Here is a 13,904-nt window from a genome sequence, read left to right on the forward strand (position 1 = left end):
GCGGCTATGTCATGTCTGGTAGAAGCAGGACGAAACGTGCGCCCAGCGCGAATGTCGTGTCAAGCGACAAGCTGCCGTTATGGCTCTCGGCAATTCTTTTTGCCAGGGCCAGGCCTATGCCGGTGCCCTGGTAGACGCTTTCATCCCGGTGAAGGCGCTGGAACACGTCGAAGATCTTTTTCGCGAATCGCGGATCGACGCCTATGCCGTTGTCCTCGAACGAAATGCGCAGCATGCCGTCCTCCTTCTCGCAAGAAATCCGGATAAGCGGCGGCACTCCTTCCCTGCGATATTTGATGGCGTTGCCGATCAGGTTCTGGCAGAGCCGCTTGAGCAGTTCGGGGTCGCCCTGGACCTTCGGCAGATTGGAGAACTCGAAGCCGGCACCGGCCTCTTGAATGAAGCTGTTGAGATTGAGGATTGCGTCGGCGATCACCTCGCCCATGGAGACGGTCTGCCAGTTGCCGATCTGGTCGGCGATCTGGGCGTAGTCGAGAAGACTGTCGACCAGTTGGTTCATGCGCCTGGCACTCTGGCGCAGATGCCGGGCATAGGTCGGAAGCTCCTCAAATTTGCCAGCGGCAAGCCCTTCCTCGATCATTTCAGAAAACATCGCCATATGCCGCAAGGGTGCCTTCAGGTCATGCGAAACGGTGCCGGTGAACTGGTGCAACGCCTCGTTCTTCCGCTGGAGTTCGGCATGTTGCTGGGCAATTCGCGTCTGCTGCTGCTTCAATTCGGTAATGTCACGGCCGACCGTGACATATTCGACGAGATTGCCTGCATCGAAGATGGCGATGTTGCACCAGAGAACCCAGAATTCCTGGCCATCCGGCCGCAGACGACGCTGCTCGCGCATGACGGTCGGCTGCTCGGGGGAGAGATCGTCCAGCAAGGCGCCCAATCGCGCCCGATCCGGTTCCGGCACGAATTTCATCAATGGCTCGCCGATCAACTCTGTCGCCGGCAAACCGATGAATTGGGCATAGCGGTCGTTGACGAAGGTGCAGCGCTTCTCCCTTGAGATGCGGACGATGAAATCAGGAATGCTCTGCACGAGGGAAAAATATTCAAGCCTTTGCCGGTCGCGGGCCAGTTCGGCTTCCTTCAGTTCGGTCACATCGATGCGCAGCACCACCGTGTTGCCGTCCCGCGTCGGCAGATTCTCCGCCCGCATCCAGCGGCCGTCGCCATAGGGGAAAACCTGCGTCCGGCTGGTGGGATTGCGGAAATCGCGCAGCCTCGAACCGATCCACTCCGCCGCTTCCGAGGGGGCTTTCGGTACGGTTGGATAATTTCCTGCCAGATGGGCGGCCTGCATGATGGCCTCGGCAGTCATGCCGACATGAAGATGCTCGCCCGCGGCCCCGCAAATCCGCCGATAGGCGTCGTTGTAGACGAGGAGGCGCTCGTCCTTGTCGAAGATCGCAAATCCTTCCGGTATCGCCTGCAACGCCGTATCGAGGGTTTCGGCGGCCTTGCGCCTTTGCGCATCCAGTTCGAGCAGATCGGAAATATCGTCGATGACGCCGATGAAGCCCTGTGCGCGCTCGTCTTCGCCAGCAACCTCGGTCACGCGCAAGCGGGCATCGAAAACCGTGCCATCGGCCCGCTTCATGCAATAGACGGACGAGGAAAAACCCGGGTCACGGATCGTCGGCCAGTCCTTCTCCAGACAGTCGCGATACTCCATGTCGGATTCAAAGAGCACGCGTGCCTGAAGGCCGGTCATGTCACCGCCCGCATAGCCGAACTGTCGAATGGCCGCATCGTTGATGCCGATAACGACCTTCGCGGCGTCGAAGATCACGACAGGATCGGGAAAACTGTCGTAGAGCGCCGTAATGAAATGTTTCTGCGCAATCGGCATCGCGTTACCCGATCCATGCCTGGCCGTTCAAAAATTTCCGGCTCCAAACGAAGAGAGACCGGCAAAACCAGTCTCTTTTCATAGCATTACCCAGCGCTCATACGTGGATTATTTTCAGCTGGCACGGACAACCGCATCGCCCTTGGCCGCCAATGCCGCCAGATCCGCGGGCTTCAGCTCGACCGATTCGCCGCAGCCGCAGGCCGATGTCTGGTTCGGATTGGTGAACGTGAAGCCCGCGCGTAGCGTCGAGACTTCGAAATCCATGCGGGTGCCGAGAAGATAGAGAACCGCTTCGGGCGCCACCCAGACCTGGGCACCCTGATGTTCGACAAGATCGTCCTTGGGATTGGGTTCGATCACGAGATCGACGGCATATTCCATGCCGGCACAGCCACCCTTCTTGATCCCGACGCGGATGCCCCGTGCCTCGCCGCCGGCATTCTCGACGATCGCCTTGACGCGGCCTGCGGCCGCATCGGTCAAAGTCATGATTGCAAAGCCCATCGGCGGTCTCCCTGTGACATCGGGTTCAAGGCCCGACGTTATCCGGATTGAATGTAATGCGGCGCGGTTAAGGGTTCAATACAAGCCTCAATACCAGCCGACGGCAACCTGCGCCTCTTCCGACATGCGATCCGGCGTCCATGGCGGATCGAAGGTCATCGACACTTCGACGCCGGAAATGCCCTCGACGGCGCCAACGGCATTCTCGACCCAGCCGGGCATTTCCCCGGCGACAGGGCAGCCGGGGGCCGTCAGCGTCATGGCGATCTTGACCATGCGATCGTCCTCGATGTCGATCTTGTAGATCAATCCGAGTTCGAAGATGTCGGCCGGAATTTCCGGATCATAGACCGTCTTCAGGGCGGCAATGACGTCGTCGCTGAGACGGGCAAGTTCATCCGCGGGGATAGTGGATTGAACAATCCCCTCGCGGGCGTCGATCTTGTCTTCAGTCATTTCCTGGCTCATCAGTCCATTCCTTACGCGAAGAATTTGCGGGCTTGGTCCAGCGCATCGACGAGGACGTCCACTTCCGCCCGGGTATTGTAGAGGCCGAAGGATGCGCGGCAGGTCGAGGTCACGCCGAAGCGCCTCAAAAGCGGCTGGGCGCAATGGGTGCCCGCCCGCACCGCAACCCCTGCCCGGTCGATGACCATCGAGACGTCATGGGCATGGATGCCGTTCAGTTCGAAGGAGAAGATGCCGCCCTTGCCCGGCGCCGTGCCGATGATGCGCAGCGAATTGACAGAAGACAGCCGCTCCTGGGCATAGGCTGCCAGGTCAGCTTCATGAGCGGCGATGGCAGAGCGGCCGATCTTTTCCATATAGTCGAGCGCGTGGCCGAGCCCGATCGCCTGGACGATCGGCGGCGTGCCCGCTTCGAAACGGTGCGGCGGATCATTGTAGGTGACGGTATCCTCGGTCACCTCGACAATCATTTCACCGCCGCCCATGAAGGGCCGCATCTCCTTCAGCCGGTCCGTCTTGCCGTAGAGAACGCCGATGCCTGACGGGCCGTAAAGCTTGTGGCCGGTCATCACATACCAATCGCAATCGATATCCTGAACATCGACCGGCATGTGCACGGCGCCCTGGCTGCCATCGACCAGTACCGGAATGCCGCGCTCATGGGCGATGCGGCAGATTTCCTTGACCGGGACGACGGTGCCGAGCGCATTCGACATATGGGTGATGGCGACGAGCTTTGTGTTGTCCGTCAGGCGCTTGGCGAAATCATCGACATGGAGCGCGCCTTCGTCATCGACCGGCACCCAGACAAGTTTTGCGCCCTGCCGTTCGCGGATCAGATGCCATGGTACGATATTGGAGTGATGTTCCATGATCGACAGGACGATCTCGTCGCCTTCGCCGATCTTCGGCATGCCATAGCCATAGGCAACCGTATTGATCGCCTCGGTCGACGATTTGGTGAAGACGATATTATCGACCGAAGGCGCGTTCAGGAAGCGGCGCACCTTTTCGCGCGCGCCCTCATAGGCATCCGTCGCCGCATTGGAGAGGAAATGCAGGCCGCGATGGACATTGGCATATTCATTCGCATAGGCATGGGCGACCGCATCGATCACTGCCTGCGGTTTCTGTGCCGAGGCGCCGTTGTCGAGATAGACGAGCGGCTTGCCGTAGACGCTCCGCGACAGGATCGGAAAATCCCGACGGATCGCCTCGACGTCGTAGGCGGGTTTCGGTAGCGAATGTTCCATGTCAAACGTCCAGTCTCAGACGGGTTTGCGCCGGTCGGCCCGGCTCACGCGTGTTTTTCGAGCCAGGCGGAAATGATCGTTTCCAGAGTCTCGATCAGCCCCTCATCCTCGAGTTCCTCGACGATCTCATCGACGAACGCATTGACCAGCATGGCCCGCGCCTTGTTTTCCGGAATGCCCCGCGCCCGCAGATAGTAGAGATGCGTCGGGTTGATATCGATTACCGTGGCGCCATGACCGCACTGAACGTCATCGGCAAAGATCTCCAATTCCGGCTTGGCGGAGAAATCCGCGTCATCGGAGAGAAGCAGCGTGTTGCAGGCCATTTTGGCATCGGTCTTCTGCGCATCGGGAGCAACCCGGATCTGGCCCTGGAAGACCCCCTTGGCGCGGTCGAACAGGACATTGCGGATGACCTCCTTCGATGTCGTGTTCGGCACGTCATGACCGAGCGTGAAGGTCACGTCGGTATGGGTGTCTCCGCCGAGCAAATTGATGCCGCGCAGCTGGAAATCGGCGCCCTCGCCGGTGGTGACGCCATGGATTTCCTGGCGCACCAGCTTGCCGCCGGCATTGATGATGAAGAGGCGAAGCTTGGCATTGGCGCCGAGATCGAAATTCACCTGGGCCAGATGGCTGTCGCTCGCACCCTGCTGCTGCAGGATGATCCAGGTGATCTCGGCGCTGTCGTCGAGGATGAGATCGCTGACGACTGTGACGAGGCTTGCCGCGTCGCCCACCGAAAGGTGGCGTTCGATGACGGTGGCCCTGGAATTGGCGCCGAAGGTGACCGGAAACCGCGAATGGCTCTGGCCGGCGCTCTGTACCAGCTGAAGTTCCAGCGGCTGTTCCAGCACGGTGCCTTCCGGCACCTCGATCTCGAAGCCATCGCGTACGAAGCTACCGTTGATGCGGCCGATGGCATCGTCGGTGTCGCGCTCGATCAGATCGGCGGCGGCAACACCTTCGACCAGGCTTTCGGCATAGGAGCGCAGATTTATACCGGCCGGCGCGGTCTTGACGTCAGCCTTGCCGTTCAGGACCGAAAGGACCGAGGAACCCGCGACGAGTGGCTCGACCCTCTGCGCGAAGGCCGAGGGATCATGGGCAGGCACGGCCCGCAAAAGCGCGCGCAGGTCCGTATAATGCCAGGCTTCCACACGGCGTGTCGGTAGGCCCTGCCTCTTCAGGTCGGCAAGCAGCGCATCGCGGGCGGACAACACGGCGCCCTCGCCCGGCAATTCGCCGATCATGGCCGTATAGGCATCGACAAGGGCCGTTTCGGCGGCCGTCATCGTGATTGCCGTTTGCATGTTCATGATGGCTCTCCTCAGGCTGCCGCGCCGATGATGTCGGCGTAGCCATTGGCTTCGAGATCGAGCGCCAGCGACTTGTCGCCGGACTTGATGACCTGGCCCTTGTAGAGAACATGGACCGTATCCGGCACGATATATTCGAGCAGGCGCTGGTAATGGGTAATGACGATGACCGCCCGATCCGGCGAGCGCAGCGCATTGACGCCGTCGGCGACGATCTTCAGGGCATCGATATCGAGGCCAGAGTCGGTCTCATCGAGCACGCAGAGCTTCGGCTCCAGGAGCGCCATCTGCAGGATTTCCGCACGCTTCTTCTCGCCGCCGGAGAAGCCGACATTGAGCGGCCGCTTCAGCATGTCTGGATTGATGTGCAGCCGGGCGGATGCTTCCTTGACGCGGCGGATGAAATCCGGGGTCGTCAGTTCGGCCTCGCCGCGGAACTTGCGTTGCTCGTTCATCGCCACCTTGAGGAACTGCATGGTAGCCACGCCCGGGATTTCAACCGGATACTGGAAGGCAAGGAAAATGCCCTTGGCAGCGCGCTCGGAGGGATCGAGCTCCAGAATGCTCTCGCCATTGTAGAGAATATCGCCTTCGGTCACTTCATAGTCTTCGCGGCCCGACAGGATGTAGGACAGCGTCGACTTGCCGGAGCCGTTCGGTCCCATGATGGCAGCGACTTCACCGGCCTTTACGGTCAGGTTCAGGCCACGGATGATCTCGGTGCCATCTTCGGCGATGCGGGCATGGAGGTTTCTGATTTCAAGCATTTTGTTCTTCCCTTGGGAACGAATAGAGGTGCACGCGGCGGCGCGTGCGGTAGGTTCGAATGGGTGGCGGGCCTTAGCCCACCGAGCCTTCCAGCGAAATCCCGATCAGCTTCTGCGCTTCCACGGCGAATTCCATCGGCAGTTCCTGGATGACTTCCTTGACGAAGCCGTTGACTATCAGGGCGATGGCGGCCTCCGTCGGAATGCCTCGCTGCAGGCAGTAGAACAGCTGGTCCTCGGAAATCTTCGACGTCGTCGCCTCATGCTCGAACTGGGCCGAGGAATTGCGCGCCTCGATATAGGGCACGGTATGAGCGCCGCATTTGTCGCCGATCAGCAGACTGTCGCACTGGGTGAAATTGCGGGCGTTCTCCGCCTTGCGGTGGGTCGAGACCTGGCCGCGATAGGTATTCTGGCTGACGCCGGCGGCGATGCCCTTGGAGACGATGCGGCTCGACGTGTTCTTGCCGAGATGGATCATCTTCGTGCCGCTGTCGATCTGCTGATGGCCGTTCGAGACGGCGATCGAATAGAATTCGCCGCGCGATCCGTCGCCGCGCAGGATGCAGGACGGATATTTCCAGGTGATCGCCGAGCCGGTTTCGACCTGCGTCCAGGAAATCTTCGAGTTCTTGCCACGGCAATCGCCCCGCTTGGTGACGAAATTGTAGATGCCGCCCTTGCCTTCCTTGTCGCCCGGATACCAGTTCTGGACGGTGGAATACTTGATTTCCGCATCATCGAGGGCAACCAGTTCGACGACGGCCGCATGCAGCTGGTTTTCGTCACGCTGCGGCGCCGTGCAGCCTTCCAGATAGGAGACATAGGCCCCGTCTTCGGCGATGATCAGCGTACGCTCGAACTGGCCGGTGCCCTTTTCGTTGATACGGAAATAAGTCGACAGCTCCATCGGGCAGCGAACGCCCTTCGGCACGAAGACGAAGGAGCCATCGGTAAAGACGGCCGAATTCAGCGTCGCATAATAATTGTCGGTCGTCGGCACGACGGTACCGAGATATTTCTTCACCAGTTCCGGATGCTCGCGAATGGCTTCGGAGATCGACATGAAGATCACGCCGGCCTTCTTCAGCTCTTCCTTGAAGGTGGTGACGACGGAAACCGAATCGAACACGGCATCGACGGCGATCCGCGGCTTCTCGACGCCGGCAAGGATCTCCTGCTCGCGGAGCGGAATGCCCAGCTTCTCGTAAACCTTCAAAAGCTCCGGATCGACATCATCGATGGATGTCGGCCCGGGCGTGCTTTTCGGTGCGGCGTAATAATGAATGTCGTTGAAGTCGATCTTCGGGTAATTGACACGCGCCCAGGTCGGCTCTTCCAGAGTCAGCCAGCGCCGATAGGCGTCAAGGCGCCATTCCAGCATCCATTCGGGCTCGTCCTTCTTAGCCGAAATGAAGCGGATGATGTCCTCGGACAGGCCCTTGGGCGCCTTGTCCATCTCGATCGTGGTCTCAAACCCATATTTGTACTGGTCCACATCGATCAGAGCGACCTGATCGATTGTTTCCTGGACGGCTGCCATGTCGTTCTCCAATCTTGCCGGATCCAAGGTCCGGCAGCTTGTCAATACGATGCAAGTTTCGTTGCATCGCTTATGTAATGGCTAAAGGGCGATTTTCACCCCGTTTGCCAAGCGGAAATTTGCATTTCCGCAATTTTGTTTTGCTCAGGCGGCGGCACCCGAAAGCCTGCGCCGCGCCGCGATCTTGCCGAAGGCGGCAATAACTCCGTCGATCTCTGCTTCGCTGGTCGAAGGACCGATCGAAATACGCAGGGCGCCCTGCCCCGGATCGTGCCCCATCGCGGCCAGAACATAGCTCTGCCCGACCTTGCCGGACGAGCAAGCCGACCCCGCCGAAAGGGCGACACCTTCGAGATCGAAGGCGATCTGCCCCGTTTCCGCCTTCAGGCCCGGCAGAGTGAAGAAGGAGGTATTGGCAAGGCGGTGGCCATCCCTGCCGTGAATGACGACATCGGGCGCTAGCGCCACCATTGCCTGCTCCAGCCTGTCGCGCATCGCCAAAACTGGAACCATCCGTTCTTCCAGATTTTCGACGGCAACCCGCGCAGCGGCGCCAAAACCGGCAATCGCGGCGGGATTTTCGGTGCCTGACCGATGCCCCTTTTCCTGACCGCCGCCGCGGATCAACGCCGTCGGCATGAGGATTTCGCCGCGCGCCAGAAGAGCGCCGGCACCTTTGGGGCCACCGATCTTATGGGACGAAACAATCAGGAAATCCGCCCCTAGCTCCTCGATTGACAGAGTCATGCGCCCGGCGGCCTGTACCGCATCGACGACCAGGACGCCGCCCGCCGCCTTGACGAGACGCGAGACCTCGGCGATCGGCTGGACGATGCCGGTTTCATTATTGGCAAGCATGACCGCGACCATCGGCAGGCCCGTTTGACGATCATGGGCCTCAAGCGCGCTTTCAAGGGCTACCAGATCGACGATCCCCTGCTGCGTCACCGGAATTTCACTCACCCGGTCGGCTGGAAAACGTCCACCTTCGCGGATCGCCGGATGCTCGATGGCGGACACATAGAGACGACCGATCGAGATCGGCGTCTTGCCCATGCGAAAATCCGGCGTCAGCACAAGGTTGGCCGCTTCCGTCGCGCCGCTGGTGAAGACGAGATTGGCGGGAGCCGCCCCACAGAGCGCCGCGACATCGCGCCGGGCGCTCTCGATCAGGGCGCGGATCTTGCGACCCTCGCCGTGGACGGACGAGGGATTGCCGATCAGGCCAAGCGCCGACAGGCATGCCTCGCGCGCCGCTTCCAGAAGCGGTGCCGTGGCATTCCAGTCCATATAGATGCGCGCCTTGCTCATCGATCCCTTGCCAAAGAACGGCCTCTTGCCATGTTAAGGCAGGCAGCCGGTCTATTTTCCTTGAAATTTTCGCTTCGCTTGCCGTAAGAGACGACACTCGCCACGGAAAGACCGTGTGAAGTTTTGAATGGTTCTAAACTGTGTTCTAAAAAAGCTGAGTTATTTAGTCAAGACTACTCGGCGGCGGAATCGGTTTTTAGTGCCATAACATGCCCGGAGAGCCAATGCCCGAAATCATCTTCAACGGACCTGCCGGTCGCCTCGAAGGCCGTTACCAGCCGTCCAAGCAGAAGAACGCGCCGATCGCCATCGTCCTGCATCCGCATCCGCAGTTCGGCGGCACGATGAACAACCAGATCGTCTACCAGTTGTTCTACATGTTCCAGAAGCGCGGCTTCACGACGCTCCGGTTCAATTTCCGCTCGATCGGCCGCAGCCAGGGCGAATTCGATCACGGCGCCGGCGAGCTTTCGGATGCGGCCTCGGCGCTCGACTGGGTGCAGAGCATGCATCCGGATTCCAAGAGCTGCTGGGTGGCCGGCTATTCCTTTGGCGCCTGGATCGGCATGCAGCTCCTGATGCGCCGTCCGGAAATCGAGGGTTTCATGTCGATCGCGCCGCAGCCCAATACCTATGATTTCTCGTTCCTCGCCCCTTGCCCCTCGTCCGGCCTGATCATCAATGGCGATCTCGACAGGGTGGCGCCGGAAAAGGACGTTAACAATCTCGTCGACAAGCTGAAGACCCAGAAGGGCATCCTGATCACGCACAAGATCGTCCCCGGCGCCAACCACTTCTTCAACGGTCAGGTCGATACGCTGATGGGGGAATGCGAGGATTATCTGGATCGCCGCCTGAATGGCGAACTGACGCCGGAACCGGCGGCAAAACGCATTCGCTGACAGAACGGCCGAAACCCGGCTTTGTAAATTGAGAGGCCGGAATATCGACAGGATATTCCGGCCTTTTTCATGTCGCCCCGTCAGGCCTGCGCCTGCAGTTCCGCGGTCTTGGTCGCACTGTTGGACTCAGCCCGGTTCACCCGGTTTCGCCCGCTCTTCTTGGCACAATAGAGCGCCGCGTCGGCCCGATCGATCGTCTCGCCGAGGGCGTCGTCTATCCCGGTCATCTCGCACAGTCCGAAGCTGGCGGAGAGGCGAACGGCCTGCGGAAGGCCGGCAAAGGCGAGCGAAGAGAAACCGTTCCGCAGGCCCTGAGCGAACAGATATCCCGTCGGCTCCCCAGTCGAAGGCAGAAACACCGCAAATTCCTCGCCGCCGAACCGGGCGCAGACCGCCTCGGGCGGCGCTTGCTGGCGGATCATCTCGCTGAATGCGACGATGACCCGATCGCCGGCCGCATGGCCATAGGTGTCGTTCACCGACTTGAAATGATCAAGATCGCAGAGAACGACGCAATGCGGATAGGCAGAAATCGGGCGCGCCAGGATCTGCGTGACCCGCTCGTCGAAACCGCGGCGGTTGAAAAGACCGGACAGCGGATCGATCAGCGAATTGGCCTTGGCCTCGTCCATGATCTCGACGACGATAACGGCAAGCAGCGCCAGGCCGGTGGAAACCACGAGCACGGCGCCGAGGCTTTGCGAGACCAGCGCATAGGTGCTGGCGAGATAGGACTGGGCATCGCTGCCGCCGGAAAAGCGCACGGCGAAATAGATCTTGCTGGCAAAATGAGCGGCGGTCAGAAGCAGGAACGCCATCAGCGTGATATCCGCCGCCGATCGCCGTCCGGACCGATAGATGACGGCCGCTGCCAACAGTTCGGCGATGATGAACGGCAGCTGATAGCCGAGCGAGTGGGCGAACGTGCCTCGCGGCAGGTCGTAGATCAACAGGTTGAGCGCCATGGAAACGCCGATAACGCAGGCGGTGACGGTAATATTGGATGGAACGGCATAGAGCCGCCCGAGCCCGGCGCGGATCATCAGGAGCGCGCAGAGCAAGGTGGAAAAAGCGCCGAAACTGGCAAACCGGTCGAAATCAGCATAGCGGATCGCCACTTCGAACGGCGCCGCCAGCGATGCCACGGCGAAGGCGGCGGCAAACCAGCGCCCCGCGGCAGGGATGCGGCTTCGCTTGGTGATGATCAGGAAGAAGACGCAGAAGAGCTGCGCAATCAGGAAGTTGACCGTCAGAAGAAAAAGCGCGCCGTTCATCTCTCTGTCCGTTCGGGCATGGCCCGCGCCCCGGATTTCTCAACGTTGCGAACGAGGAGAAGATGGAGGTCGCAAATATGGTTGATTTATATCCTGCGAGGGAAAAGAAAGGGTTAATCCCCGGCTTGCGACCCGGATCCGGGCGCATTCAGGATGCCGCCCGTCACCGGCGTCGAGACACCCGTCGTGCCGGGAAATGTCAGTGGCAGTTTTTCAAGTGAGCGCACCGCGAGATAGGCCCAGGCCTCCGCCTCCATCGCATCGCCGTCAAAGCCCGCCTCGTCGGCCGTCACCACCGTCGCCTCCGCCGCCCGGGCAAGTTCGCCAAGATCGCCCATGGTCACCCGGTTCAACCGGCCGCCACCCGAGATCACATAGGTTCCCGGCTTTTCCGGCAGATGCGCCGCCGATGCGAAGATGGCGGCGGCCGTCACATGGGCAAGCGTGCGGGCGCCGTCCTCGAGGCTCGCCTCGTTGCCGGCCGGCGGCTGGAAATCGTTACGGTCAAGCGAGCGGCGCTTTTCGGCACTGAAGAACGGATGCTCAAGATAGCGCCGGGCCAGCCCTTCGATGACGCGGCCTTCGCTGGCGATCATGCCGCCCTGGTCGTAGGGAATGCCCGCATGGGCCTCTACCCATTGATCGATCAGCGTATTTCCCGGGCCGCTGTCGAAGGCAATAACCAGCCCTTCCTTGCCGACGAAGGTCAGATTGGAAATACCACCGATATTGACGAAGACGACGGCTCGATCCGCACGCAGCGCAGCCGGCAGGCCGGCGGCAAGAGCGGCATGGTACACCGGAATGAGCGGCGCGCCCTGCCCGCCATGCACCATGTCGTTGGCGCGCATGTCATGAACGACGGCAATTCCGGTCTCCTTCGCAAGCAGTGCACCATCGCCCAGTTGGACGGTCAGGCCAGCGTCGGGACGATGCAGTACGGTCTGGCCGTGGAAGCCGATCACATCAATATCGCCGGCTTTCATGTTGTTTCGGTTAAGGAATGTCTCGACCGCACGCGCATGACGCAGCGTCAGCTCGGTTTCGATCCTGGCAAGGCTGCCTGGACGCTCGTTGCGCGCCATGATGCCCTTTGCGTCCTCCAGCGCCGTCTTCAGGCGGTCACGGAAAACCGGCTCGTAGGGAAGACCGAGTGCCGGGCCGCGCTCGACCCGATCGCGGCCATCGGTGCGCAAAAGCGCGACATCGATGCCGTCCATGCTGGTGCCGCTCATCAGCCCGATCGCCGTCCTCATTTCCGCCATGCCGAACAGATCTCCCAAACATTCCCACGCAAACAGGTGCACTTTTGAAGAAACAGTGCTAAACGCCGCGCAAATATCCAACAAGCGTTAAATCACCTCCAGACAGTCCACCGAAAGAGACAGCCATGCCCGGGTTCAAGTCCGATTTCCTGCATACGCTCCAAGAACGCGGTTTCATCCACCAGACATCCGACGATGCCGGGCTGGATGCGCTCTTCAACAAGGAAATCGTGACGGCCTATATCGGCTTCGATCCGACCGCACCCAGCCTGCATGCGGGCGGGCTGATCCAGATCATGATGCTGCATTGGCTGCAGGCCACCGGCCATCGGCCGATCTCGCTGATGGGCGGCGGCACCGGCATGGTCGGCGATCCCTCTTTCAAGGATGAGGCACGGCAGTTGATGACGCCGCAGACGATCGCGTCGAACATTGCCAGCATCAAGTCGGTCTTCTCCAACTACCTCACCTATGGAGACGGTCCGAAAGAGGCGCTGATGATCAACAATGCCGACTGGCTGCTCGGCATCAACTATCTCGAGTTCCTGCGCGATGTCGGTCGTCATTTCTCGGTCAACCGCATGCTCGCCTTCGACAGCGTCAAGACGCGGCTCGACCGCGAACAGTCGCTCTCGTTTCTCGAATTCAACTACATGATCCTGCAGGCCTACGATTTCGTCGAGCTCCACAAACGCACCGGCTGCCGGTTGCAGATGGGCGGCTCGGACCAGTGGGGCAACATCATCAACGGCATCGATCTCGGCCATCGCATGGGAACGCCGCAGCTCTATGCGCTGACCTCGCCGCTGCTCACCACCTCGTCCGGGGCAAAGATGGGTAAATCCGCCTCCGGCGCGGTCTGGCTCAACGCCGACCTGCTCTCGGCCTATGATTTCTGGCAATATTGGCGCAACACGGAAGACGCCGATGTCGGCCGTTTCCTCAAACTGTTCACCACCCTGCCCATGACGGAAATCGCCCGGCTGTCGGCGATCGACGGCGCGGAACTGAACGAGGTGAAAAAGATCCTCGCGACCGAGGTCACCGCAATCCTGCACGGTCGGGCCGCAGCCGAGGAAGCCGCCGAAACCGCCCGCAAGACCTTCGAAGAAGGCACGCTTGCTGCCAACCTGCCGTCGATCGACATTCCGGCCGCGGAATTGGAGGCCGGCATCGGCGTTCTCGCGCTCTTCGTGCATGCCGGGCTGGCGGAATCCAACGGCAAGGTCCGGCAATTCCTGAAAGACGGCGCGGTGCGCGTCAATGACGCCGTGGTCACCGATGACCGGCAGTTGATCGGCACCGGCGAGATTACCTCCGACAATGTCATCAAGCTGTCGCTCGGCAAGAAGAAGCATATTCTCGTTCGCCCGGCCTGATCGGCCAGCGCTCGAGCATGCCAAACCAACCGGCGGGTTTCCCGCC

General features: G+C 60.6%; 12 protein-coding genes. 2 read left to right on the top strand and 10 right to left on the bottom strand.

Translation table 11 applies throughout. The features are described from left to right. Positions 1–4 precede the first annotated feature (4 nt). The 8 genes from ASD31_RS14765 to ASD31_RS14800 all read right to left on the bottom strand — a co-directional run bounded on the left by ASD31_RS14765 (position 5) and on the right by ASD31_RS14800 (position 9,038). The gene (locus ASD31_RS14765) at positions 5–1,870 is read right to left on the bottom strand and encodes a PAS domain-containing sensor histidine kinase (protein ID WP_056335103.1); all 1,866 of its coding nucleotides are present in this window, start codon (positions 1,868–1,870) and stop codon (positions 5–7) included. A gap of 114 nt (positions 1,871–1,984) precedes the next feature. Next, positions 1,985–2,377, bottom strand: coding sequence for a Fe-S cluster assembly scaffold SufA (gene sufA, locus ASD31_RS14770; protein WP_056335106.1), 393 nt, complete (start codon positions 2,375–2,377; stop codon positions 1,985–1,987). A gap of 87 nt (positions 2,378–2,464) precedes the next feature. Further along, positions 2,465–2,845, bottom strand: coding sequence for an SUF system Fe-S cluster assembly protein (locus ASD31_RS14775; protein ID WP_056335109.1), 381 nt, complete (start codon positions 2,843–2,845; stop codon positions 2,465–2,467). An 11-nt stretch (positions 2,846–2,856) separates the two neighbouring features. Next, complete coding sequence (locus tag ASD31_RS14780) at positions 2,857–4,098, bottom strand: cysteine desulfurase (protein WP_056335110.1); 1,242 nt, start codon at positions 4,096–4,098, stop codon at positions 2,857–2,859. Between the two features lie 44 nt (positions 4,099–4,142). Next, on the bottom strand, positions 4,143–5,417 hold the full coding sequence (gene sufD, locus ASD31_RS14785) for a Fe-S cluster assembly protein SufD (RefSeq protein WP_056335112.1): 1,275 nt from the start codon (positions 5,415–5,417) through the stop codon (positions 4,143–4,145). Positions 5,418–5,428: 11 nt separating this feature from the next. Beyond that, entirely contained in the window at positions 5,429–6,184 is a 756-nt protein-coding gene (sufC, locus tag ASD31_RS14790; RefSeq protein WP_056335114.1) for a Fe-S cluster assembly ATPase SufC, read from the bottom strand. 73 nt (positions 6,185–6,257) lie between these two features. Continuing rightward, entirely contained in the window at positions 6,258–7,727 is a 1,470-nt protein-coding gene (gene sufB / locus ASD31_RS14795) for a Fe-S cluster assembly protein SufB (protein ID WP_056335116.1), read from the bottom strand. Between the two features lie 144 nt (positions 7,728–7,871). Beyond that, a complete protein-coding gene (locus ASD31_RS14800) occupies positions 7,872–9,038 on the bottom strand; it encodes a cysteine desulfurase family protein (RefSeq protein ID WP_056335119.1) in 1,167 nt (388 codons plus the stop codon). Between the two features lie 224 nt (positions 9,039–9,262). Here ASD31_RS14800 and ASD31_RS14805 point away from each other — a divergent pair, with 224 nt between their 5' ends. Beyond that, entirely contained in the window at positions 9,263–9,940 is a 678-nt protein-coding gene (locus ASD31_RS14805) for an alpha/beta hydrolase (RefSeq protein ID WP_056335121.1), read from the top strand. Between the two features lie 80 nt (positions 9,941–10,020). Here the strand turns inward: ASD31_RS14805 and ASD31_RS14810 are convergent, their stop codons facing one another. After that, a complete protein-coding gene (locus tag ASD31_RS14810) occupies positions 10,021–11,214 on the bottom strand; it encodes a GGDEF domain-containing protein (RefSeq protein WP_056335124.1) in 1,194 nt (397 codons plus the stop codon). Between the two features lie 113 nt (positions 11,215–11,327). Further along, positions 11,328–12,479, bottom strand: a complete 1,152-nt coding sequence (locus tag ASD31_RS14815) for an anhydro-N-acetylmuramic acid kinase (RefSeq protein WP_056335127.1) — start codon at positions 12,477–12,479, stop codon at positions 11,328–11,330. A 125-nt stretch (positions 12,480–12,604) separates the two neighbouring features. On the opposite strand from ASD31_RS14815, the gene tyrS reads away from it, so the two are divergent. Then, complete coding sequence (gene tyrS / locus ASD31_RS14820; protein ID WP_056335130.1) at positions 12,605–13,858, top strand: tyrosine--tRNA ligase; 1,254 nt, start codon at positions 12,605–12,607, stop codon at positions 13,856–13,858. Positions 13,859–13,904: the final 46 nt, after the last annotated feature.

The organism is Rhizobium sp. Root482 (assembly GCF_001426565.1).
Taxonomy (GTDB): domain Bacteria; phylum Pseudomonadota; class Alphaproteobacteria; order Rhizobiales; family Rhizobiaceae; genus Pararhizobium.

Excerpts from the sequence above, each read along its gene's own strand:
- ASD31_RS14800 (WP_056335119.1), bottom strand. The coding sequence starts at position 9,038 with ATGAGCAAGGCGCGCATCTATATGGACTGGAATGCCACGGCACCGCTT.
- ASD31_RS14815 (WP_056335127.1), bottom strand. The coding sequence starts at position 12,479 with ATGGCGGAAATGAGGACGGCGATCGGGCTGATGAGCGGCACCAGCATG.
- sufB (WP_056335116.1), bottom strand. The coding sequence starts at position 7,727 with ATGGCAGCCGTCCAGGAAACAATCGATCAGGTCGCTCTGATCGATGTG.
- sufD (WP_056335112.1), bottom strand. The coding sequence starts at position 5,417 with ATGAACATGCAAACGGCAATCACGATGACGGCCGCCGAAACGGCCCTT.
- ASD31_RS14805 (WP_056335121.1), top strand. The coding sequence starts at position 9,263 with ATGCCCGAAATCATCTTCAACGGACCTGCCGGTCGCCTCGAAGGCCGT.
- ASD31_RS14765 (WP_056335103.1), bottom strand. The coding sequence starts at position 1,870 with ATGCCGATTGCGCAGAAACATTTCATTACGGCGCTCTACGACAGTTTT.
- sufC (WP_056335114.1), bottom strand. The coding sequence starts at position 6,184 with ATGCTTGAAATCAGAAACCTCCATGCCCGCATCGCCGAAGATGGCACC.
- ASD31_RS14810 (WP_056335124.1), bottom strand. The coding sequence starts at position 11,214 with ATGAACGGCGCGCTTTTTCTTCTGACGGTCAACTTCCTGATTGCGCAG.
- ASD31_RS14780 (WP_056335110.1), bottom strand. The coding sequence starts at position 4,098 with ATGGAACATTCGCTACCGAAACCCGCCTACGACGTCGAGGCGATCCGT.
- sufA (WP_056335106.1), bottom strand. The coding sequence starts at position 2,377 with ATGGGCTTTGCAATCATGACTTTGACCGATGCGGCCGCAGGCCGCGTC.
- tyrS (WP_056335130.1), top strand. The coding sequence starts at position 12,605 with ATGCCCGGGTTCAAGTCCGATTTCCTGCATACGCTCCAAGAACGCGGT.
- ASD31_RS14775 (WP_056335109.1), bottom strand. The coding sequence starts at position 2,845 with ATGAGCCAGGAAATGACTGAAGACAAGATCGACGCCCGCGAGGGGATT.